The sequence below is a fragment of the Kitasatospora sp. NPDC059599 genome, assembly GCF_042735125.1.
Lineage (GTDB): Bacteria > Actinomycetota > Actinomycetes > Streptomycetales > Streptomycetaceae > Kitasatospora.
This window is the reverse complement of record NZ_JBHWCL010000004.1, coordinates 73902-97211: the sequence shown is the minus strand read 5'-3', so window position 1 is coordinate 97211 and position 23310 is coordinate 73902. Positions and strand designations below refer to the sequence as shown.

The 23310-nt window shown below is 74.5% G+C and carries 11 protein-coding genes and 1 pseudogene; 4 read left to right on the top strand and 8 right to left on the bottom strand.

Annotated features, from left to right (window positions below):
* Window positions 1-25: 25 nt before the first annotated feature.
* Window positions 26-2902: an ATP-binding protein gene (locus tag ACFV04_RS02590; protein ID WP_380526314.1), complete on the bottom strand. Its 2877-nt coding sequence runs from the start codon at window positions 2900-2902 to the stop codon at window positions 26-28.
* A 194-nt stretch (window positions 2903-3096) separates the two neighbouring features.
* Between ACFV04_RS02590 and ACFV04_RS02585 the strand changes: the two genes are divergently transcribed.
* Window positions 3097-5895, top strand: coding sequence for an AAA family ATPase (locus tag ACFV04_RS02585; protein WP_380526312.1), 2799 nt, complete (start codon window positions 3097-3099; stop codon window positions 5893-5895).
* A gap of 133 nt (window positions 5896-6028) precedes the next feature.
* Here ACFV04_RS02585 and ACFV04_RS02580 read toward each other — a convergent pair whose 3' ends face one another.
* The 3 genes and pseudogenes from ACFV04_RS02580 to ACFV04_RS02570 all read right to left on the bottom strand — a co-directional run.
* Window positions 6029-8239 carry an MMPL family transporter gene (locus tag ACFV04_RS02580; RefSeq protein ID WP_380526310.1) on the bottom strand — a complete coding sequence of 737 codons (2211 nt, stop codon included), beginning with the start codon at window positions 8237-8239 and terminating at the stop codon, window positions 6029-6031.
* Between the two features lie 112 nt (window positions 8240-8351).
* A complete protein-coding gene (locus ACFV04_RS02575) occupies window positions 8352-8930 on the bottom strand; it encodes a sigma-70 family RNA polymerase sigma factor (RefSeq protein ID WP_380526308.1) in 579 nt (192 codons plus the stop codon).
* 298 nt (window positions 8931-9228) lie between these two features.
* Window positions 9229-9351, bottom strand: a pseudogene (locus ACFV04_RS02570) (hypothetical protein); the annotation flags it as partial.
* A 79-nt stretch (window positions 9352-9430) separates the two neighbouring features.
* Between ACFV04_RS02570 and ACFV04_RS02565 the strand changes: the two are divergent.
* The 3 genes from ACFV04_RS02565 to rocD all read left to right on the top strand — a co-directional run bounded on the left by ACFV04_RS02565 (window position 9431) and on the right by rocD (window position 12148).
* Window positions 9431-9934 (top strand): Lrp/AsnC family transcriptional regulator, encoded by a 504-nt coding sequence (locus ACFV04_RS02565; RefSeq protein ID WP_360265532.1) that lies wholly within the window; start codon window positions 9431-9433, stop codon window positions 9932-9934.
* Window positions 9935-10058: 124 nt separating this feature from the next.
* Entirely contained in the window at window positions 10059-10904 is an 846-nt protein-coding gene (ddaH, locus tag ACFV04_RS02560) for a dimethylargininase (RefSeq protein WP_380526305.1), read from the top strand.
* Window positions 10901-12148 (top strand): ornithine--oxo-acid transaminase, encoded by a 1248-nt coding sequence (gene rocD / locus ACFV04_RS02555; RefSeq protein WP_380336200.1) that lies wholly within the window; start codon window positions 10901-10903, stop codon window positions 12146-12148. The genes ddaH and rocD overlap by 4 nt, the downstream gene beginning before the upstream one ends.
* A 479-nt stretch (window positions 12149-12627) precedes the next feature.
* Here rocD and ACFV04_RS02550 read toward each other — a convergent pair whose 3' ends face one another.
* Genes ACFV04_RS02550 through ACFV04_RS02535 form a run of 4 tightly spaced genes read right to left on the bottom strand, consistent with a single transcriptional unit; the run spans window position 12628 to window position 23244 of the window.
* On the bottom strand, window positions 12628-14643 hold the full coding sequence (locus tag ACFV04_RS02550) for a hypothetical protein (protein ID WP_380526303.1): 2016 nt from the start codon (window positions 14641-14643) through the stop codon (window positions 12628-12630).
* Window positions 14640-16775, bottom strand: a complete 2136-nt coding sequence (locus ACFV04_RS02545; protein WP_380526301.1) for a hypothetical protein — start codon at window positions 16773-16775, stop codon at window positions 14640-14642. The genes ACFV04_RS02550 and ACFV04_RS02545 overlap by 4 nt, the downstream gene beginning before the upstream one ends.
* Entirely contained in the window at window positions 16772-19330 is a 2559-nt protein-coding gene (locus tag ACFV04_RS02540; protein ID WP_380526299.1) for a hypothetical protein, read from the bottom strand. The genes ACFV04_RS02545 and ACFV04_RS02540 overlap by 4 nt, the downstream gene beginning before the upstream one ends.
* Window positions 19327-23244, bottom strand: coding sequence for a tubulin-like doman-containing protein (locus ACFV04_RS02535; protein WP_380526297.1), 3918 nt, complete (start codon window positions 23242-23244; stop codon window positions 19327-19329). Before ACFV04_RS02535 ends, ACFV04_RS02540 begins: the two co-directional genes overlap by 4 nt.
* Window positions 23245-23310 lie beyond the last annotated feature (66 nt).

Here is a 23310-nt window from a genome sequence, read left to right as displayed (position 1 = left end):
CGCACGGCGTGTTTCCCCGCGCTCGTCAGGCCTCCTGACCGACACGGCTCTGCCGGGCGGCCTCGGCGGCGATCTCGACCCGCGACCGGAAGGAGAGCTTGGCGAGGATGTGGGAGACGTGCGTCTGGACCGTCCGGGTCGAGAGCATCAACTCGGCGGCGATCTCCGGATTGGAGCCGCCGTCGGCGATCCCCCGGGCGACGCGCAGCTCCGTCGGTGTCAGGCTCTGCCAGCCGGAGGCGGCCCGCGGCCGGGGGCCGCGCGCGCCGAGGCGCAGCCCGGCCGCGCGCAGCCGGGCCTGTGCGTGCCGGAGCCCCCAGGTGGCGCCGAGTCCGGTGTAGACGGCCGCGGCCTCGTCCAGTCGGCGCCTGGCGTCCGCCGCACGCCCCTGCCGGGCCAGCAGCTCGGCCGCGTCCTCCAGGGCGTTCGCCCGTCGCAGCGGACGGGAGGACGCCGCGTAGTAGTCGGCGGCGGCCAGCAGCGGCGCCGGATCGGCATCGAGCAGTCCGGCGGCGTGTTCGGCGGTGTGCTCCCAGTAGGCGACGCGAGGCGCTCGGGACGAAACCGTGCCGGTGGCCGCGGCCGCGGCCGCGGCGGTCTCCGCGGTCGCTCGGTCACCGACCGCCAACGCCAGCCGGACGACGGCCGGCAGCCAGGCGAACCGGTCCTCCGGTTCCGTCGCGATCTGCCGGTCGAGGACGGGCAGCAGGGCCGTCAGTGCCTGGTCCGGCCGTCCGGCACGTTCCGCGGCGATCGAACGCGCCATCGCGAGCCACTGTGCTGCGCCTGGGTCGGCGGGAGTGTGCAACGGGTGGTTCCGCAGGAGCCGCAGCCGTGCTTCGGACGCGGACGTGTCGTCCCGGAGGCCGGCCACCAACGCGGCCAGGCCGTGTACGTGGACGGCGGCGGGCGGGAGTTCCTCCCCGGCGAGGTGCTCGGACGCGGCCAGATGCTCGATCTCGGCGAGTGCCTCGTCCCACTGTCCGGTGCGGAAGAGCTGGGCGGCGATCGCGACCGCCGAGTGCTGACCGTGCGACCGGGGGGTTTCGCCGAGGCGGCGAAGTTCGGTGATCTCCGTCTCGGCCTCGGGGATCCGGTCCCGGAGGCCGGCGATCACGAGTCGTTGGGTCCGGAGCAGCCGTTCGACCCGGGGATGCGCGCCGTCCACGGACAGGGCCAGGCCACGCTCGCTCAGGTCCACGGCGCCGTCGAGGTCGCCGTCCCGGGCCCGGGCGATCACCGTCCGCATCCAGGTGGCGTAGGCGACGGCGAAGGCCTCCCCCGAGCGGCCACCCGCGGCCGCCGCGCCGACCGCCGCCTCGGCGGCCTCGTCGAGCCGGTCCGACCGGAACAAGTAGAAGGAGCCCTCGGCCTGCAGCCGTGCCCTGGAGCGCTCGCTGATGCCGTCGATCCCGGTGGCGGAGGCCACCAGCTCCGCGGCCTCCCGGGCCCCGGCGCCGGTCGGCGACCGGGCGTACAGCGCCTCGCCGAGCAGCCAGGAGGCCTCGGCCGCGGCCTCGGGTCCGACGGAGGGTGCGGCCAGGAGCCGGCGCGCGATCACCTCGGCCTCGTGGGGTCGGCCCAGTGCGTTGAGTGCCTCGGCCGTGCACAGCCGCAGGCCGGTCCGGTCGGCTTCCCGACCGGCCCCGGCGTCGGCTCGGGTCAGGATCTCCAGGGCGGTGGCCGGCGAGCGGGTGACCAGCTCGCGGGCGTGGCGTGCCACCCATCCGTGCAGCCAGGGGTCCGTGGCCGCGGAGGTGGCCTGGGCCACGTGGCCGGCCACCTGGTCGAGTGGTGCACCGGTCAGGTCGAGCGCCTCCGCCACCTGGCGGTGCAGCGCCCCGCGCAGAGCCGTCGGGGTGCTCGTCACGAGCGCCTGCCGGACCAGCTGGTGACGGAACCTGAGCCGCTCTCCGACCGGGTCCAGCACCGCCCCGGCGAGGGCTTCCTCAAGCACCGGAACGAGGGAGACGAGCGGACGGCGCGACACCGCGGCGAGATCGGCCGGCCGGAACTCGGCGCCCAGTACGGCGGCGATCCGCAGGACCGCGCGCAGCTCGGCGGACAGCCGCTGGATCCGGTCGGTGATCGCCGTCCCGAGCGAGAGGTCGCCGTGGTCGGGTGCGACCTCGAACCCGTGCGGCCCCCTCGTCAAAGCGCCCTGGCGGTGCAGCAGGGCCAGCATCTCGGTGAGGTGGAGCGGATTGCCACCGGCCCCGCCGAGTGCTTCCAGCAGGGCCGGCCCCACCGGGCCGCCCAGTCGACGGACCGCGAGGGCCGCCACCTCGTCCGGGACCAGCGGCTCCAGATCCACGACGAGACCGCCGCAGTGTCGTAGCGCCCTCGCCGCGGCGGCCTCGGCTTCCCCTCCGGAGCCGGGCGTGACGGCTGCCGCCACCATGAGCGGAAACCGTTCGGCATGGTGGGCCAGGCGCGTCCAGAGCGCCACCGAGGTCTCGTCCGCCCACTGGAGATCGTCCACCACGACGAGGACCGGGCTCGTCGCGCACTGCCGTTCCACCACCTGGAACAGCCGCCCGGCCGCAGCCGACACCGGATCCGTCATGCCGGCGGCCGTGCGCCGTGCCGGGGCCGCCACCGCGGCCCGGTACTCCGCCCGCAGTTGCCCGGAGTACGGCCGGTCCCGTTCCAGGAGGTCCAGGAACGTCCCCAACGGGAAGTACCGCTCCGACTCGTTCGCTGCGCCCCGGAGCACGGCGAAGCCCGATTCCGTGGCGCGGTCGGCGCAGGCTCCCAGCAGGGTGGACTTTCCGCTCCCGGCTTCACCGCGGATCAGGACGGCGCGGCCCCGGCCGGCTGCGGCTCCGGACAGTACCTCGTCGAGCTGCGACGACTCGGTCCTCAGGCCGATCGGCACCGCTCCCGCCCGGCTGGTTCTCATTCGCGGGATTATCGCATCGGCGATCGTCGACGACGCACCGGCGAGATGTCGGCCGGTCCCGAGCCTCCGTTCCCGGAGTCCGGGTGTCCGCCGGCGGTCTGGGATACTTTGTCCGGCACCGGGATGGCCCGGCGAGCGCCGGCCCGAGGCGCTGAGCAGCTGTGACGGCCGGGCGACGGGGAAAGTGAAGCTGGATGGCAGTGACGGTTCAGGGCCGTGAAGCCGAGCGGACGCGCCTTGAGCTCATGGTTCGACAACTGGCGGCGGGCACGGGCCAGGCGATGGTGTTCCGTGGTGAGCCGGGCATCGGGAAGTCGGCCGTGCTCGACCTCGCCGAGGCCCTGTGCCGGTCCGCCGGGATCACGGTCCTGCGCGGTGAGGCCGGTGAGATCGACCGGTCGGTGCCGTTCGCCGTGCTGAGCGAGTGCCTCGACGTGGGTGCCGCGGAACACCCCGGGGTCGCCCGGATCCGCAGCTTGCTCCGGGGCGACGAGCGGGTCGGTGCACCGGCGGGGGCCGTCGGCCAGGAGTTCCTGATCGCCGAGGCCATCCTCTCGACGCTGGACGACTGGTGCTCGGCCGAGCCGCTGGCCCTGCTGCTGGACGACCTGCACTGGGCGGACCTGGCCAGCGTGGCCGTCGTCCGTCGCCTGGCACGCGCGTTGGACCAGCTGCCCCTCCTGGTACTGGTCACGTGCCGTCCCGCGCCGGACGGTGCCGCCATCACCGGACTGCTGCGCGACTTGGAGGAGTCCGGCGTCCCGACGACCGATCTCGCTCCCCTTGCCGACGCCGGGGTCGCCGCCCTGGTCGCCGACCTCGCCGGCGGCCTTCCGGGTGACCGGCTGCGGTCCCTGGTCGCGGGCGCGGCCGGCAATCCGCTCTACGTGACGGAGCTGGTCAGGGACCTGTCGGGCACGGGCCGCATCGAGCTCCGGGGGTCGACCGCCGAGATCAGCGCGCAGACACCCCTGGTACCGGATTCGCTGAGTGCCACGGTCCTCCACCGGCTGGAAACCCTGAGCGCGCCGACCCGCGAGATGCTCCGCGTGGTGGCACTGCTCGGCCGCGCCTTCAGTGCGGCCGAGATGACCGCCGTCCTCCGGCTCCCGGCCACCGACCTGGTGGAGCCGGTGGTGGAGGCGCTCGCGGCGGGAGTGCTGGAGGAGCGTGGGAGCGGGCTGGCGTTCCGGCACGACCTGATCCGACGGGCCGTGGTGCAGAGCCACTCCCAGGCGGTCCGGACGGCTCTGCACGAACAGATCGGGGTCTGCCTGGCCGAGGCGGGCGCGCCCGTCGAGCGGGTCGCGGAGCACGTGCTGGAGGCCGGGCCGATGGGCCGAAGGGACGTGGCGTGGCTGCGCGCGTCGCTGGATCCGCTCCTGGTCCGGGCACCGGCGCTCGCGGTCGAGCTGTTGCGCCGTGCCACCGCCACCGCGGGCGACGACGTCCGGGACCTGGACGTCGAACTCGCCCGGGCACTGCTCTGGGCCGGTCTGCCGGCCGAGGCCGAACACGCCGCCCGAGCCGCACTCGTACGGCCCCTCCCGATCGATCGTGCGGGTACCGTGCGCGGGTGGCTCGCGCAGGCCCTCATGGAGCAGGGGCGGCTGGACGACACGGTGGCGGAGGTCCGTTCGGCGCTCGCCCTGGAGGGCCTCCCGCAGAACCAGGTGGCCCGGTTCCACGCCGTTCAGGCGCAGGCGCTCCACTTCATGAGCCGCATGGAGGAGTCGGAGGCCGCCGCGCTCCTGGCGGTGCGGAACGGGCAGGAGAGCGGCGACGGCTTCGCGACGGCGTACGGTCTCACGACCCAGGCCGCGGTCCTGGTGGTCACCAGACGGGTCGAGGAGGCCCTCGTTCTCACCACTGAGGCCCTCGACAATCTCGGGGCGACGGGGATCTCCTCCGACTTCCAGCTCTCCCCGCACCTGGCCCGGGCCTACTGCCTGGCCGACCTGGACCGCCTGACGGAGGCCCACGAGCACCTGCGCACGGGCGCGCGCGAGAGCGAGCGGGCCGGAGTGGCGCTGCTGACCGGGTACCAGTCCGCCATCGCCAAGGTCGAGTTCCTGCGCGGAAACTGGGACGACGCCCTGGTCGCCGTCCAGAGCGGCCTGGACTCCATCGACCCCCTGGGCATCGGCCCCGATCTGCACGCCGTCGCGGCGCTGATCGAGGTGCGCCGAGACCAGCGGTCCGATCACACCGACGCCGTCGTCAACGCGGCCGAAGTCCGGCCCGTGCGCTCCCACACGGAGTTCCTGCACTGGTGGGCCCGGGCCCTGGTGCTGGACGCCGAAGGCGACTGCGCGCGAGCCTTCGACCTCCTCGAGTCCTACCTGTGGGCCTCAGGAGGACTGCGCACGGTGGTGAACCTCGACCACCTCTTCCCGGACGCCGCCCGGATGGCCTTCTGTCTGGGCCGCTCGGACCGCCTGGCCGCGATCGCCGCGTATGCCCAGGAGATGGCCGACTTCCAGCCGTCCCCGAACAGGCGCGGCACCGCCGCGCTCTGTCGGGGGCTGGCCGACGCGGACGGCTCGTTGCTCGCTGAATCCGCCACGGCGTACGAGGCGGCGGGGCGCCCGCTGTTCGCGGCGTTCGCCCGCGAGAACGAAGCGGTGCTGTCGGCCCGCGCCGGCCTGTCGGACCGGGCCGCCGCCGCCTCGGCCGAAGCCGTCGACGGCTACCTCGCACTCGGCGCCTCGTGGGACGCCCGCCGCACTCGGCAGCGCCTGCGGGAGGAAGGGATCACCGTCAGGAACCGGCGGACGGCTGCCAGGAGCGAGACGGGCTGGGAGGCCCTGAGCGCGACCGAGCGCACCGTGCTGACCATGATCGCGGAGGGCTGTTCCAACCCGCAGATCTCCGAGCGCCTGTACATGTCCCGCCGGACGGTGCAGGTGCACGTGTCACGCATCATGGCGAAGCTCGGCGAGTCCTCGCGGGTGGGGCTCGCGGTGGCGGCGACGTTGCGACAGCCTCGCTGAGCAGCGGGGCCGGGCGCCGGTCCGTCCCCGTCGGGGGACGGACCGGCGTTGCGCCGCGCGAGGCCCGGGGGATCGTCCTCCCGCCCCGCCGGGTCTCGGCTGCGGTCCTGATCCGCGTCGGTCCTGATCCGCGTCAGTCGTGCGAGAACCGGAGGCTCGGCAGGATCCTGCCGAGCCAGGCCGGGGTCCACCAGGCGGCCCGGCCGGTCAGCCGGAGCAGGACGGGCAGCAGGACCAGCCGGACGAGGGCGGCGTCGAGCAGGACGGCCAGGCCCAGGACGATGCCCATCTCCTTCGGGGGCAGCGGGCCGGAGAGGGCGAAGGTGAAGAACACGGCGACCATGACGGCGGCGGCCGCGAAGACGACCCGGCCCGAGTGGGTCAGCGACGCGACCATGGCCGTGCGGGGGTCGCCGCTGCGCTCGTAGTGTTCCTTGGCCGAGGCGAGGAGGAAGACGGTGTAGTCCATCGCGATCGCGAAGATCATGGCGAAGAAGAAGACCGGCGCCCACCCGTCGAGGAAGCCCTGCGGGGTGAAACCGAGCAGTCCCGCCCCGTGCCCGTCCTGGAAGACGAGACGGGCGGCGCCGAAGGCGGCCGTGGTGGCGAGCAGGTTGGTGACGGTGCCGATCAGCGCGACCAGCGGCGCTTGCAGGGCGAGCAGGAGCAGGACGAATCCGAGCGCCAGGATGACTCCGACGACCAGGGGGGTCCTGGCGTTCAGGACGTCCTGAAGGTCGAGGTTCTCGACGGCGGCACCGCCGACCAGCGTCTGCCGGGGCAGGTGCCCGCGCAGTTCGGCGACGGTCGCCCGCAGGGCGGGGTCCGCGGGGTCGGCGGCCGGGACGGCCTGGATGAGCGCGAGGTCGGTACCGTCGGCCGCGTTCGTCGCCGGCATCACGGCCGCGATCCCGGGGTTGCTCCGGAGGACCGCGGCGGCGGTCTCGGCCTGGGAGATCGGCGTCACGATCTGGAGGGCGCCGGGAGCGCCGGCACCGAACGCCTCCTGAACCGCCAGGTAACCCGTCCGCGCGGAGGAGTCCGCGGGGATGACGGTGACGGACGGCATGGCGGTCCGGAGCCCGATCACGGGCACGGCGAGTGCCAGTAGGGCGACGAGAGCCGGGACGCCGTACCGCAGGGGGTGCGCCCACAGTCGTTCGGCCCAGCCGGCGAAGCGGGGCGAACCGGCGGGGTCCGTGGGACGGGTGAACGGCAGGGGCGCCGCGTTGACCCGGAGGCCGAGGCTTCCGAGGACCGCCGGCAACAGCGTCAGGGTCGCGGCCAGGACGAACGCGACCGCGATCATGATGCCCAGCGCCATGGACCGGAACGCCGGTGACGGGACGAGCAGAACCGCGGAAAGGCTGACCAGGACGGTGGCGCCGGACAGCGCGACGGCCTTGCCGGCGGTGTCCATGGTCTCGCCGACGGCGAGCCGGGCGGCGCCGTGCCGGGCGAGCGCCCCGCGGAAGCGCACGACGATGAACAGGGCGTAGTCGATGCCCAGGGCGAGGGCGAACATCATCGCGAAGTTCATCGCCCAGATGGACGTCGGTGTCAGGTGGTTGAGCAGCACCAGGGCACCCGCGGAGGCCGCCAGTCCCGCCATCGTCAGCAGCAGTGGGAGCCCGGCGGCGACCAGCGAACCGAAGGCCAGCACCAGGATCGCGAGGGTCACCGGCCACGACAGCATCTCCGAGCGCATCATCGCGTCGTGGTTGGCGGCGTTGAAGTCGCTCCACAGGACGGAGGCGCCCGTGGCGCTCACCCGGACACCATCTCCGGACAGCGCCCCGAGCGGACCCTTGAGGTCGTCCGCCGCACGGACCATGGCGTTGGTGTCGGCCTTCGCGCCGGCCAGCACGACCGCGGTGCGCCCGTCGGGGCTGATCGTGGCGCCGGGTTGGGGCGGCACCACCTCGCTGATGCGCGGGTCGGCCCGCAGCAGCGCCATCGCCCGGTCGACGACCCGCTGAACAGCGGGGTCGGCCACCGGTCGGTCGGCGGCGATGACGACCTGGAGAGCCGAGGAGGCGTTGCCGTCGAAGTGCTGCTCGGCGAGCTCACGGACGCGCACCGACTCCGAGCCGTTGGCCTGCCAGCCCGCGCCGGCCAGCGCGGACGTCACCTGCGGGGCGAAGGCGCCGAGCCCGGCGACCACGACGAGCCAGAGCACGGCGACCAGCCGCAGGCGGCCGGCAGCCCGGAGACCGAGCCGGCCCAGGAGACCCGGCGGTCCGCTCGGTTCGGGATGAAGGCGCTCACGCCTGCCCTCCGCCGGGCGGGGAGGGTGGTGCACCGGGTCGTGGTGCGGCGCGTGCGGGTGGTCGGTCGTCGTCATGCGGGGCCTCCGTGGGGGCAGCCGAAAGCGGGTGTGGGCAGGTGTGGTTCTCGGCACGGCGGCGTGCGTTCCCGATGCCCACCGGTGGGCCGTACGCATCGCGCCGGGTCGGCTATGCGACCGACCGGTGCTCTCGCAGGGTCGTCCGAAGCGAGCGGAGCGCGTAGTGGCAGCGGGACTTGACGGTGCCCGGGGGCACGCCGAGGATCTCGGCGGCGGCCTTGATGGAGCGGTCCTCGAAGTAGACCTGCGTGACCACGGCGCGGTGCTGATCGCTCAGGGACGCCAGCGCCGAGCGAACCGACCAGGCCGTCAGGAGCAGGTCGATCTCGTTCGTGGCCGCGCTTTCGTCGACGAGCGTGTCGGGGGCGTCGAAGCCGACCTCGACGGGCCGGTACCGGCGCGAGCGCAGGTGATCGATGAGCAGGTTCCCGGCCACCCGGTAGAGCCACGGCAGCGCGCTCCGGTGGTCGGACGACAGCACCTCGGGATGGTGCAACGCGCGGAGGAAGGTCTCCTGCGTGAGGTCCTCGGCCAGCTGCGGATCCCCGAAGGTGCGCTTGGCGAGGTAGGAGAGGACCGCGGGGCGGTGCACGGCGCTCAACCGGTGGAACGCGACCTCGGACATCCGGGCCCGGACGGCCGGGGAGCCGTTCACCCGTGTGGGTCTGCTGTGGGTGAGCGTTCTCATGAAGGTCCTCGCGCGTCAGGGAGTTGTGCCGGTCGTGCCGACGATCGAGGTTTGCATGGCGGGAATGAGGGAAACATCCGCCAGCCAGGCACGTCTGGGCAGTCGGTCGGATGGCAGGCGGGGACACGGCCGGGGCGGTCGGCCTCGACATCGGCTACCCCCGCAGCACCCGGCGACTCCCCGGCACAAGCCGTCTGACCTGTGCTTTTGTGCCGACTGGCGGATATCTCTCCAGCCACGGGAACGGCGAGTACCGGCTCACTGCGGCCGGACGGAGCCGCAGTGAGCCGGGAGGGGCTCAGGGCTTCGCGATCGTCGTGGTGGTGCCGTGGATCGCGCCGGCGGTCTTGATGATCGAAGTGGCGTCGATCGGCACGATCTGCCGGTCGGGGCAAGCGGCCCGGCACGCGTCCGTGGCCTCCCGCTCGGCAGCCGTGCCGGCATCGTGTTCCGGCTATCTTCGGGGCCGAACGCCCGCCGAGGAGAGGGAACGACCCGCGATGACCAGCCAGGCAGCACCGTTCGACGACCTGGACCGCAAGATCGTCACCGCCCTGATCGACAACGCCCGGGCCAGCTTCGCCGAGATCGGCGCGGCGGTCGGCCTGTCGGCCAGCGCGGTCAAGCGCCGGGTCGACAGGATGCGGAAGGACGGCGTGATCACCGGCTTCAGCGCCACCGTCAGACCCGCTGCCCTCGGCTGGCGCACGGAGGCCTACGTGGAGGTGTACTGCGACAGCGCCGCGCCGCCCAGGCGCCTCGCGGAAGTCGTGCGCGACCACCCCGAGATCACGGCTGCCATGACCGTGACCGGCGCCGCCGACGCACTGCTGCACGTCCGGGCCACCGACGTCGAGCACTTCGAGGAGGTGCTGGAACGGATCAGGAGCGAGCCGTTCGTCCGCAAGACGATCAGCTGCCTGGTGCTGACCCACCTGCTGCCGGAGAGCCCGGAAGCCGGGATCGGCCAGCCGGCACCCCGGGGCGCAACGAACGTGCGCTGATCGCTGGCATCACGCAGCGTTCCGGCGCATTCGAGCAGCTGTTGCGCCTTGTCGTGCGGCGCGGTGGGTTCCTACCGTTGGGGCATCCCCTGATCGTCACTCATCGGAAGCGGAGGACCCCTCTGTGCCCACGAGCCTCTCTGTGCCCACGAGCCACTCTGCGTCCACGAACGGTGTGCGCCCCCGGCGCTACCTGACCTGCGAACCCACCCACTTCGACGTGCGGTACGCCATCAATCCGTGGATGCGTGAAGACACCCGGGTCGACCGCGCCCTCGCCCGCGCCCAGTGGGAAACGCTGATCCGCGCCTACCGCGAGCACGGCCACACCGTGGAGACGGTGGACCCGACGGAGGGACTGCCCGACATGGTGTTCGCGGCCAACGCGGCCCTGGTCCTGGGCGGCCGGGTCTTCGGCTCCCGGTTCCACGCTCCCCAGCGCCGGCCCGAGTCCGTCGCGTACGGGAACTGGTTCAAGGCGGCGGGCTTCGACGTCACCGAGGCGGAAGCGGTGTGCGAGGGCGAGGGCGACCTCGTACCGGCAGGCCCCTTCATCCTGGCGGGCACCGGTTTCCGGACGACCACGGCGGCCCATCACGAGGTGCAGGAGTTCTTCGGCCTGCCGACGATCAGCCTGCACCTGGTGGATCCCCGCTTCTACCACCTGGACACCGCGCTGTTCGTCCTGGACGACCGGAACATCGCCTACTTCCCCGACGCGTTCTCCCCCGAAAGCCGCGCGGCACTGGAGCGCCTCTACCCGGACGCGGTGATCGCCACCCTCGAAGACGCCCTGGCGTTCGGCCTCAACTCCGTCTCGGACGGACGCCACGTCTTCGTCGCCCCACAAGCCGAAGGCCTCATCGGCCGGCTCGCCGACCACGGCTACGTTCCCGTCCCCGTCGACCTCTCGGAATTCCACAAGGCCGGCGGAGGCATCAAGTGCTGCACCCAGGAGATCCACGCATGACCACCCCCACCGGAACCCACCGGACCACCCCCGCACCGCACTCGTCGGCCGAGCTGATCAGGGCGGAGGCGCCGGTCCTCGCGCACAACTACCACCCCCTGCCCGTGGTCGTCGCCCGGGCCGAGGGCGTCTGGGTCGAGGACGTCGAAGGCCGCCGCTACCTCGACCTGCTGGCCGGCTACTCGGCCCTCAACTTCGGCCACCGTCATCCGGCGCTGACCGCGGCCGCGCACGACCAACTCGACCGGCTCACCCTCACCTCGCGGGCCTTCCACCACGACCGCCTCGCCGGCTTCGCCGAGGGGCTGGCCCGACTGACCGGCCTCGACATGGTGCTGCCGATGAACACCGGCGCCGAGGCGGTGGAGAGCGCCATCAAGGTCGCTCGCAAGTGGGCGTACGAGGTCAAGGGCGTCGCCAGGGACCGGGCGACGATCGTCGTGGCCGCCGAGAACTTCCACGGCCGCACGACCACGATCGTGGGATTCTCCAGCGACGACACGGCCCGGGCCGGATTCGGCCCCTTCACCCCGGGCTTCCGCGTCGTTCCCTTCAACGACCTCGCCGCGCTCGAAGCAGCCGTCGACGAGACGACGGCGGCCGTGCTGATCGAACCCATCCAGGGCGAGGCGGGCGTGGTCATCCCGGACGACGGATACCTCACCGGCGTCCGCGACCTGACCCGGCGTGCGGGCTGCCTGTTCATCGCCGACGAGATCCAGTCCGGCCTCGGCCGCACCGGCCGCACCCTGGCCGTCGACCACGAATCCGTCGTGCCGGACGTCCTGCTCCTCGGCAAGGCCCTCGGCGGCGGCATCGTCCCGGTCTCCGCAGTCCTCGCCCGCCGCGACGTCCTCGGCGTGCTGCGCCCGGGCGAGCACGGCTCCACCTTCGGCGGCAACCCCCTGGCCGCGGCGGTCGGTTCGGCCGTCGTCGACCTGCTGGCCACCGGGGAGTTCCAGCGCCGTGCGGCCGAGCTGGGCACCGTACTGCACACCGGCCTGGCCGCCCTGGCCGGGCGGGGGATCACGGGCTTCCGGGCGCGCGGGCTCTGGGCGGGCGTGGACATCGATCCGGCCATCGCGACGGGCCGTGAGATCAGCGAACGGCTCATGCACGAGGGCGTCCTGGTCAAGGACACCCACGGTGCCACGATCCGCCTCGCCCCACCCCTGACGATCACGCGCGAGGAACTGGAGTCGGCCCTGGCGTCGCTGGAAAAGGTCCTCGGGCAGAGCAGTTAGCGCAGACCTGTGCCGCTCGACGAGGACGCGGCCGAGGCCTTCGCGGCGGATGCTGCCGATGACGCGCTCGCAGTGGGCGTTCATCCGAAGTCCGCGGTGCACTCCTGGGCACGTCCGGTTCGCGAGCAAGTCGCTGCTCGCGGGACGTGCCGCTGACCAGCTCCCGCAACTGAGCACGTCCTCCTCGTCGGTGGCCGACCGGTCGGGTATCCGGCCTCCGTCAGGTTGTCGTCGGGATCCGATCCGATCCGGTGCGCTCGCGTTCGACGGCGCGCTCCAGTGCCTCGTGGCCGGACCCGCAGGTGCGGAAGCCGCTGCGGCATCGCTGCCGACGGCGCCCGCCGGCCGAGGGCGCGTCGAGGGGGTGGGCCCAGGAGCCCTGGTGCGTAGGGCGGTTGGGGCTCGGGGCCGGTGGCGGCGCGGGCTCCTGGGGCCGCGCCGCTGTGCGTCGGGTCGGCTGGGTCGTGGGTGTCGGGCGGTCAGGCCAGGGCGAGGGCGATGACGAGGATGGCGATCAGGGCGGCCGAGATGCCGAGGACGAGGCGGACGTTGCGGGTCTGGGGGTCCGGTGGGGTCGTGGGGTGGGGGGACCTCGGTGGGGTGGCGTGGCGGGGGCCGGGGGGTGGAGTGATCGGCGGGGGGTCGGGTTCGGTGGGTGCGGGCGGGGGGCTGGTGGGTGGCTGTGGGGTGGGAGAGAGGGGAGGGGTTTCCGGTTCGGGGTGTGGCTGTGGCTGTGGCTTTGGTTGTGGCTGGGGTTGGGGCTGGGGCTGGGCGCGGGGTGGGGTGGCGGGGGGCGGGTAGACCAGTCGTTGCCAGACCCGGGTCGGGAGGTCGGGCGCCGGGTCGTTCGACTCGGGTGGGGGGACGAGTCGGCGGAGCAGGTCCTGTTCGACGGCGGAGCTGTCGCGCTGGAGCTGGTCGAACAGGGTGACGAGGGCCTGCTCGTGCCGGGGCTCCCGGGTGTACGGGGCCACGGCCCAGCCGAACAGCCAGGCGGCGCGTTCGACGAGCTGGTCGTCGGGGGCGTCGTGCTCGCCTTGGGGCGCCCGGTCGGACCGGTAGAGGTAGAGCTGCTGTCGCAGGACCTCGGCGCAGAGCAGGTGGCAGTCCTCCGGGGGCCGCGAGCCGGTGAGGATGCAGAGGACGAACAGTAGGCGCTTGGTGGCGGTGCCGGAGAGGTCCTCCTCGCGCAGCAGGTCCAGCAGGGGCCCGTCACCGATGCTGGTGGACAGGCCGACCAGGCGGGGGAGGATGTCTTTGGTGGGGGCGGGGTCGTCGAGCTCCCGGCGCAGCGTCCGGAGGGACGGCGGCGGGCGGTGGTCGGCGGGCGGGTCGGTGTAGACGCCTCGGTCGTCGGAGTCGTCGGAGTCGTCGGAGTCGTCGTGGCGGTCGGCATTGCCGTCGGGGGCCGGGGACGGCGGCTCGGGATCGTGGTCGAGCGGGCCGTGGTCGAGTGGGCCGTGGTCGAGCGGGTGGTGTTCGGCGGGCCGGTGGTCGGCGGTGGGCCGGCGGTCGTCGTCGCGGCGGCCGGGCCGGGTGTCCTCCGGCCGGGGTGGTTCCGTGCGGCCGGGCCGCGGGCGGCTGCCGCGGTCGACGCCGAGGACGTGGGAGAGCCGGCGCAGGCGTTCGGCGGTCGACAGGGTCGCGGCGTCCCGGAGGTCGTTCGCGTGGAGTTCGGACAGCCCCGGGGCCCGTACGGGGCGTTCCAGCACGAGCTCGACCATCCGGGCGGCCAGGGTGTGGGCGAAGTCGCTCTCGGACCGCCGCGGGTCGACCCGCGACCGTGCGCCCTGGTGGCCCGCGTCGGTCGTCCAGTCCGTGACCCAGGTGACCGCCAGGTCGTGGCGGTCCGTCACGTCGTAGGTCGCGAAGGTCCAGGGCTGGCCGAGCCAGTCGCGGCCGAAGATCTCGTACAGGCCCCTGATCACCGCGGCGGAGCGGTTGCGGTCGGGCCAGCCGGGCAGGGAGTCGGCGCGCAGCGACAGCCGGGCTCCCGGGCGGCGCAGCAGGGCCGCGACCGCGACCGTGAGCGCGTCGGTGACCTCACCGATCCGGCTCGGGGTGTCGGGCCAGGCCTCCTTGGCGGTGTCCGCCAGCAGGGCGTACTCGACCCGGCCGCACCGGCCGGTGGTCGTCTCGGCGAACTCCTGGGAGCCGAACGGCCAGCCGTACAGGGCCAGGGCGAGCCGGGGGCCGAGCAGGTCCTGGTCACCGAGCAGCAGGTGGCAGGCGGTGTTGGGCCGCCCGCCCGCGTCCGTGGTCGGCCAGCGCCGGATGACGGCGGCCTCGCCGCGTTTGGTGAGGGTGCGGACCAGGCTGGGCCGCGCCGCGCCGTCCACCCGGAGCAGCGGGGCGAGTTCGCGGGAGAGGTCGTCGGCGCGCTCCGGGGAGCATGACCAGGCAGTGGCGGCCATGCCGGAGCTGCGGCGCCCCTGGTTGCCCTTCCAGCGGAACACGACCTGGTCGACCGACTCCTCCGGGCCGCCGGCGCTCATCGGGCCACCTCCGGGCCGGTGGGGCCGTCGGCCAGCTCGATGATGCCGTGCATCGCGAGCAGCGAGATCAGCGGTTCCAGCACCCGCTGCGCCCGGACGCCGCGCGGGTAGCGGCTGTCCTCCTGCCGGCCGCCGGTGGCGGAGGCGATGTGCATGGTGCAGTGCAGGGCGGTGTCGAAGGGGCGCAGCCAGGCCTTTCCGGCGTGGCGGTGCAGCAGCGCGTACACGTCGCGGCTCTCCTCGTAGAGCCGTCGGCGGCTCAGGGGGACGGTGCCGGGCTCGGTCAGCCAGCGGTCCACCGGGGGCTCGGAGCGCAGCAGGTCGGCCTTGGCGACCACGACCGCCGACGGGACGGTCAGGTACGGGCCGGTCCGCGGGATGCGGTCCAGGGCGGTGGCGAACGCGGGGTCGCCGTCCCGGCTGACGTGCAGGTCGAGCGCGGTGCGGATCTCGTCGAGCTGGGGCAGGGGCATGGCCAGGGTGGGGTCGACGACGAAGACCAGGGCGTCGATGCCGAGCAGGAAGCGCAGCAGCGCGTCGGTGCGCAGCAGGTCCTCGCCGGCGAGGTCGAAGAAGGCCAGCGGGCGGACCCGGCCGCGGGCGTCGGTGATCAGCAGGGACTCGACGAAGCGGGCGGACTCGCTGTCGCCCAGTCCGGCGGTGTGGGCGATCACGTTGCCGTCGCGCAGCGGCACCACGCGGTCGTTGAGGAAGCTGGCGTGCTGCTCCGGGTTGACGGACTGCCAGCTGACGCCGTACGGCTTCAGCCGGTCGTCGGCGATCTCGGCGATCATCTGGGTCAGCAGGTGGCTCTTCCCGGTGTTCGACTGGCCGATCATGGCGACGGTCAGCGGACGCCCGTTCCTCAGGTAGGGCACCGGGATGTGGTGCGGCGGCGTCGTCTGGTTGCCCTGGCAGAGCTGGAAGGCGCCGCGCAGTTCGTCGGCGAGCAGCCGGTCGCTCTGGCGCTCGGAGAACGCGTACGGCTGGAGTTCCTGGACGGCGTCGGGGACGTGGAGCGCGTTCGGGTCGAAGCGGATGTACTCCAGGCAGTAGGGGCAGAGCACGTCGCCGGAGTCGTCGGCCCCCGCCGTGCCCGGCGTCCCGTACGGGCCCGCGGGCGCGGCGGCGCCGTCGTCCGGGACGCCGGGGCCGTGCGGTGTGCCGTCCGCGCCGGGGCCGCCGGGCGGGTCGCCGCCGGCGGCGCGCTTCAGGGAGACGGCGTGGTCGAACGCCGTGCGGTGCGCGGCGAGGCCGTCGCCGCCGACGGTGCGGCCGGTGGCGTGCCGGTCGGGGGAGAGCAGACCGAGGAGCGCGGCCGGGGTGGGGCGGTCGACGGCGCGGGCGGCGAACGAGCTCCGCATGGTGTGGGCGAGCGAGCGGTGGTCGCCCAGGTCGGCCGGTGTCCGGTCGGAATCGCCGGGCCGCCCGGTGACCAGGCGGTACATCACCTGGGCGGTGCTCCACAGGGCGTCGCGGGGGTCGCTGTGCCCGGTGCCTTCGCGCAGTTCGGGGGAGGCGTACGGCGCGGGGCCGCGCGGGGTGCGCGGCCGGCCGGTGTGGGCGACCGCGTCCAGGCCCCACAGCTGGACGGAGCGGCCGTCCCAGCGGACCGTCGAGGGGGTGAGGCCCTGGTGGACGAGGCCGAGTTCGGCGAGCAGGGCGGCGGCGTCGACGAGGTCCCGCTCGATGGTGCGCAGTTGGGTGCCGGCGAGGCTGTGCAGCCGGTCGGCCCGGTTGCCGCGCGGCGGCTCGTAGAGGACGAACGGCTCGGTCACGTCCAGGTCGTAGCCGATCACCACGGGGAAGAGCCGGGCGGCCTCGGTGCCGCCGAAGGTGCGGTGCAGGCGCAGGGCGGTCGCCGCCTCGCTGTCCAGCGCGTCCCGGACGGCCTCGGTGACGCCGGCCCCGTCGGAGACGGCGGCCCGGACCTGGACGCACCGGAGGGTGCCGTCGAGCATCGCGTTGCGCATCCGGGGGACGCCGCGGTCGGGGCCGGACGGGTCGGGGCCGAACCGGGCGGCCGCGACCCGCCGCCGCCCGGCGGGGGTCAGGTACGGCAGGTCGACGCCCTTGCGGCGACCGGGGTCGTCGGGGCTCGGCGGGTGCGTGCCGGACCCGGTGGTGCTCACCACTGCTCCTCCTCCTCGTCGTACGGCGAGACGTGCCGTTGCCGGACCGTCTCGACCACCCCGGCGCGCAGCGCGGTCAGCCGCAGCCGGCCGGCGTAGCGCCCGGCGGCGGTCCGCACCTCCCGGCCGTCCTCGGCCGGATGGCCGTCCGCCGCGCTCCCGGCGATGCCCTCGCGGGCGGCCTCGGGGGCGAAGCGGATCAGGGCGACCGCGTCGGGGTTGCGGCTGAGCAGGTCCAGCTGCTCGGCCGAGTTCAGTTGCAGGAGGCCTTGGCCGTCCTGCTCGGGGCCGATCGGGTCGGCGGCCCGGCGGATGTCGATGCCCAGCAGCCCGGACGGGCCGCTGCGCGCCCGGTGCGGGTCCGCGAACGGAGGGGCGGTCAGGACGTCGTTGCGGCGCAGGTGGGCGCGCGCCACGCCGAGCAGCTCGCGCACCCGTTCGGCGATCCGCTCCTGGGCGGCGTCGCCGGCGTGGCCGCGTTCGACCGCCCCCCAGTACGGCTCCAGGGCGGTCAGGGCGGCGTCCGCCAGGTCACCGGCCAGGGTCGGCACCAGGTCCGGGCCGCCCTTGGCCTCCCCGCGCTCCAGCCAGCGCGGGCCGGGTCCGCCGGCGCCCGGGGTGATCGTGGGCGCGGCCGCGCGGGGACCGTGGGCGTCGCCGGAGCCGCGCGGGTCGGGTGTCGGGGCGCGGTCCCACCATTCCTCGTCGGCTTCGGCGGGGACACTCGTCCAGTCGTCGTCCGGGGCGTCGTATCCGTCCCGGTCGTCCCGGTCGTCCCGGCCGTACCCCCGGTAGGGGTCCTCGGACTCCTCCTCGGCGGTGCGACCGAGCCAGTCGTCCTCGCTCTCGGCGGCGGCCCCGGGCCGCTCGGCGGCGAGGTCGCGGGTGGCCTCCTCCTCGGCGGCGGCCGCGGTGGCCCGCAGCACGCCGACGACGGACAGCGCCGCGTCGGCGCAGTAGCGGCGCTCCTCGACCGCCCAGAACTCCCGCAGGGCGCGGGCGAGCAGTTCGTCGAGGTCGTTCAGTTCGTCCTGCAGGGGCGTGATGCCCCGCTCCAGGCCCCACCGCTGCGCGTGGTCGTGCCAGCTGCGCAGCACCAGCCAGGCGGCGAGACCGAGACCGGCGAGCAGGCCGACCGTACCGGCCCAGACCGGCAGCCCGGTCCGGGCGGCCGCGGTGGCCGCGGCGGCGGACCCGAGGACGGCGGCCAGGCCGAACCGGCCGGCGTCGGAGATCCGTCCGGAGCCGCCCGGCAGCCGGATCACGGTGGCCAGGACGCTCAGGACGAGCAGCGCCGGGACGGCGAGCGCGGCCGGCAGCGCCGGCCAGGTCCAGAGCCCGCCGGACGCACCGGCGAGCGCGGCCGCGGCCAGCACCCCGGGGCCGGGCGGATCGGGCGGCAGCGGACGGTCGGACGGGCCGGACGCCCGCAGCCCGTCCAGCTCGGCCAGGAGCGGGGCGTTGGACAGCGGCTGCACCTGTTCGGCGAGCAGCGCGAACCGCTGGGCCACCGAGCGCAGCGGCAGTCCGTCGCGGAGCAGCCCGACGGCGAGGCCGCGCAGGCTCTCGCCGATCCGCTCGCCGGTGGTGGTGGGCGGATCCACGGCGATGCCCAGCCGGGCCAGCCGGGTCGCGGACTCGGCGGCCGGCTGGGTGCCGGCGATGCCGCCGTCACTGCGCAGCACCTCGCCGACCACGCTGCCGTACCGGTCGAGCGCCTGCCGGCCCCGGCCGAGCGCGGCCTCCAGGGCGCGCCGGGCGGCGCCGGTGAACAGCCCGGCCGGGCCGCCGAGCCTGACCAGTTCGCCCTCCGCGGCGGCCAGCTCGGTGACCACCTCGTAGTACGCCCGGGACGCCGGGCCGCCGTCGACCCGCCGCCCGGGGGTGCCGGTGGTGGAGCCCTCGACCAGCCCGGCGAGGACGGTGGGGTGACCGCCGGTCGGGCTGCCCGAGGCGGTGCCGTGCGAGCCGGCGAAGCGGAGCAGTGCCTCGCTCCAGGCCTGGCCGCGGACCTCCGGGGAGAGGCCGTGCTCCATCACGCGCAGCGCCGGGGCCGCCACGCCGTCGGGCAGCGAGCCGAGCAACTCCAGTGTCTCGTCGAACAGTTCGGTAACGGAGAGGAGGTCGACCAGCACCGCCAAGGCCTGCGGGTCGGCCGGCCCGGCCGGGTCGTCGGCGCCGTGCCCGGCCTGGAGGTCGCCGGCCCAGACCAGGCCGGCCTCCGGCGTGCGCAGGGTCGCGGGCCGCACCAGCCGGCGCTCCGCCGGGTAGCCCTCGGCGGGGTACGCGGGCAGTCCGCCCACCAGCAGGCAGACCACCCGCACCCGGCCGGGCGTGCGGTAGCCCATGATCTGCTCGAACCGGGTGCGGTGCTCGCGCAGCCCGGCGGGGGTGTCGACCACCAGGAAGCGCTGGTCGTGCGGCTGGGCCAGGCCCTGGGCCGCGAGCCGGGTCGCGACGGCGCTGCGCAGCACGGCCGGGTCGTCGCCGGCGAGTTCGTCGGTGCGCAGGTCGAGGTGGACGACCGGTGGGGACAGCGGCAGGGGGGCGCTCACGCGGGCTCACCGTCCCGTCGCTCCGAGCCCGGGTGGTCCGGCTTCTCCCAGAAGGACCGCCCGCGCGGCTCGTCCGACGGGTCCCGGCGCGGTGGTTCGCTCCGGGGCGCCTCCCACTCGGTGTCGCGGTCGGTGTGCCGGGTGCGGCCCGGCTCCGCGGCCGGGGCGGGCGGGCGGTCCCAGTCCCACTCCGAGGCCCGGTCGTCCCTCCGGTCGGCGGGGCGGCTGTCGGCCCGGTCGGTGGCCGGGTCGTCGGTGCGGTCGACGGACCGCCGGTCGGCCCGGTCGGTGAAACGGCCGGAGCCCGTCCTCCGGTCGTCGTGGCGCGGTGCGCCGGTCCGGTCGTCGGCCCGGTCGGCGGCCCGGTCGTCGGAGCGGTCGGCGGTGCCGGTGCGGTACCGGTCGTCGTGGTCGTCCGCGTGGCCGACGCGGCCGTCGACGTCCCGGTACCCGCCCTCGTGGTGGCCGCGGTCCGTGCCGTACGCGCCGTCGTCGTACCCGGCGGCGCCCCGGCCCCGCCGGTCCGCTTCGTCGTACCCGCGTCCGCGCCCGGGACGGCGTCCCGCATCACGGTCGGTGCGGGTGTCGCGGTCGGTGCGGTCGTCGCGCGGCGGCTCGGCCGTCGGGTCCCAGCCGCCGGGTCCCCGCGGGTCCGGCCCCCGTCCGTCGGGCCGGTCGGCCGGGCGCGTGGTGCCGAAGTCGTCCTCCTCGCGCACCGGGGGGCGGGTGCCGGACCCGCCGTAGGCGTCGTCGTCGAGGTCCGCGGCGGCGCGCGGGGACAGTTCGCCGCGCAGGATGACGTCCAGCAGCGCCTCCAGGTTCGGCTGGACGGCCCGCTGGTCGTTGAACTCCAGCCGCAGCGCGGCCGGCAGGGTGTCCGCCCAGAACTGCCACAGCGGGCGGAACCAGCCGTCGACCCGTTCCCCGCCGGACTCCCGGCGGGACTTGAGCATCCGCAGCTGCTGGGGCGCGATCTCCTCGACCAGCTTGACGAACAGCGGGTCCGGCCGGCTCGCGGAGCGGGTCAGGCCCGCCGGGCGCGCCCCCATCAGCCGGCTGCAGTAGTCCTCCACCGTCCGTTCGTCGTCCAGCACCGTCCACCGCTCGTAGGCGCGCAGCAGCTCGGCCCAGCTGGAGACGCCGTTCTGCTGCTCGCCCAGGCGCAGCCGCACGCCCGGCACGTCCACCCCGCGCTCCCGGAACAACCGCAGCCGGATCACGCGGGGGGAGTGGTCGGGGCCCTCCAGCACGTCCACCTGCCCGTTCCAGAGGAGGGCCAGCAGCCGGTGCAGGATGAGCCGGCGGTCCGCCTCGGTGGAGACCAGCCAGTCGTCGCGGTGACCGAGGCGCTGGCGCCAGCGCAACACGTCCTCGGACTGCTCGTGGTCCTTCGCCTTCGCCCACTGGCGCAGCATCTTGCGGGCCTCGGGCACCTGGGTGAGGCTCATCTCGCTGCGGAACAGCACGACCGTGATCGACTGGGTCTCGACCCCCCGGAACTCCGCCCGGGCCTCCTTCGGCAGCCGCAGCGCCTTCCGCAGGAAGTCCTCCACCTCGTCCGCGGACTTCACCCGCGGGTACGTCACCAGGGCCTTCAGCGGCCCGGTGCCCTCCGGCACGAACCCGGCCGGCAGCAGCCCCGCCAGCTTGCGGCCGAACTGCTCCAGCGCCTCCTTGCTGACCTGCTCGGCGTCCTCCGCGCTGCCGGCCGCCGCGGCCAGCAGCACTCCCATCGCGGGCAGCAGCGGACGCTCCTCCAGCTGCTCCCCGCTCTCCGCGAACAGCCGCTTGACCCCCGCCTCGACGGCCGCCTTGACCTCGCCGACGGCACTGCCGGGGTTGCGCCGGCTGAGCGTGTTGGCGGAGCGCCACTCGTCGCCGCCCACCAGCCGCATCAGCAGGGCCGCCTCGTCCTCGGTGTCGGGCAGGCCCTCGCGGGCGGTGAGCCGGGCGACCAGGTCGTCGTAGAAGTGCTTCAGGTCGCGCTGCGGCGGCAGCAGGTACGAGACGCCGGTGCGGTCCTCGTAGAGCGTCTGGGACTGTTCGGCGAACGCCCGCGGCTCGTCCTTGGCGTGGTTGCGGAAGGCCGAGGCGAGCCGGGCGACCTCGGTGTCCAGCGCGCGGGCCGTCGGTTCCCACCGCTGCTGCTGGCTCTTCCAGCCCTCGTGCCACAGCTGCCGGCTGCGCCAGCGGTACCAGGCGTCCTGGGCGTGCAGCACGGCCTGGACGTCGTCGTCGCCCCAGCGCGGCTGGGCCAGGCCGCCCATCCGGCGCCGGATCCGGGGGACCGGCGGCGGCTGCTCGTGGGTGCCGGGCGGCAGCGGCGGGGTGTGGGTGCGCTGGTCGAGCATGCCGAGGAAGCCCAGGCGCACGAGGTCGTCGGCGTCCTGCGGCTCGCCCCGCACGATCCGCTGGACGGTGAACGGGTCGACGGTCGCGAGCAGTTTGTCGACCGCGCGGCGGGGCGCGAAGTCCTTGGCCATCTCGGCCGTCCGGACCGCCACCTGCCGTGCCAGGTTGGCCAGTTCGGACTGCATGTCGACGAGTCGGGCGGCCAGCCCGGCCTCGATCGCCGAGCTGCCGCGCGGCTCGGGGACCGGCGGCTGGACCTCCAGGACGGGCCGCAGCAGCAGCTCCTCCAGCCCGGAGTCGGTGAACATCTGCTTCACCAGCTCCTCGGCGGCGCGGATCGGGCGGTGCGTGCGGTCGTCGAGCTGGTCGACGGAGGCGCGCAGGATGCGGCCGGAGACCAGCGAGGCCAGTTCGTCGACCGGCGCGGTCATCGAGGCGACCAGGCTGGTGGAGACCCCGCGCCGGCCGATCCCGGACGGTGAGTTGGCGGCCCGTTGCACACCGCGGTTGATGAAGCTCGCGGCGAAGGTCTGGTAGTCGTCGTCGGCCCGGGTGCGGGCGGCCCGGCCGTCCCCGAGTTCGGTGCCGATGAGCGACATCACCAGCGACACCATGGAGCGGCGCAGGTCGTCGGGGCGGATGCCGGCGGTGCGGTTGAACAGGAAGGCGGTCGGCAGGATCCCGGTGCGCAGCCGGATCGGGGCGGTGTGCGGGTAGCGGATGCGCAGGGTCAGGTCCTCGTCGAGGTCGCCGAGTTCGGCCCCTTCGACAGGCGCGTTCTGCTCGTCGACCAGGCGGAAGAGGTCGACCAGGGCACGGGCCGAGTTCAGCTCCGCCTCCCGGCCGCCGCCGCTCGCCGCCGGGAACGCCGAGGGCATCACGACCAGCGGGTAGATCTTGACGCCGTCGAAGCCCTTCTCCCGGAAGGCGTGGTTGATCAGGTACAGGTAGTCCAGGAAGATGCCGGCGCCGGTGCCGCCCGCGACCGAGAACGCCACGAAGACGTCGCAGCCGTTGACCGGGCCGCCGCCGAGCTGGCTGAGCGTCCCGCCCGAGCGGGCGAGCGCGTCGATGGCCTGCATCAGTGGTTCCAGGACCGGGTCCAGGCCGCCGCGCAGGGTGCCGAACAGCCCGGCCCGGCCGACGGTCGGCAGCTGGCCGGCGCCGTTCTTCAGCGGGGTGACCCTGGGCTCGTTCTGCCGCGGCGGCAGCCAGACGGCGGTCTCCTCGGGCAGGCTGGCCCGGAGCATCTTGGTGACGTCCGGCGAGCTGTCGAAGTTCGGCAGCAGGTCGTGGGTGGAGCGCGAGGTGCGGCTGAACGCGGGGCGCAGCGCCGGGGCGGCGGTGGCGTGCGGCAGCCTGGCCAGGTCGGTCTCGCTGAAGTCGGCGTAGACGAACTGCAGGCAGTCCGGCAGCTGGTAGGGGGCCATGGCGCCGAGGCCGGTCAGCGCCGTGCCGTCCGGTCCGCAGAGCTCGGCGCGCAGCCGCCGGTCGAGTTCCGCGCCGACCAGGCCGCCGGTGCCGCCCAGACCGACGAACAGCATCGGCTGGAAGATCTTCATGGGTTCCGCCTCCATCCGGCCGCGCGGTGCGGCCGGCTCGGGTGTCGGGTGGGACGAGGTGGGCGT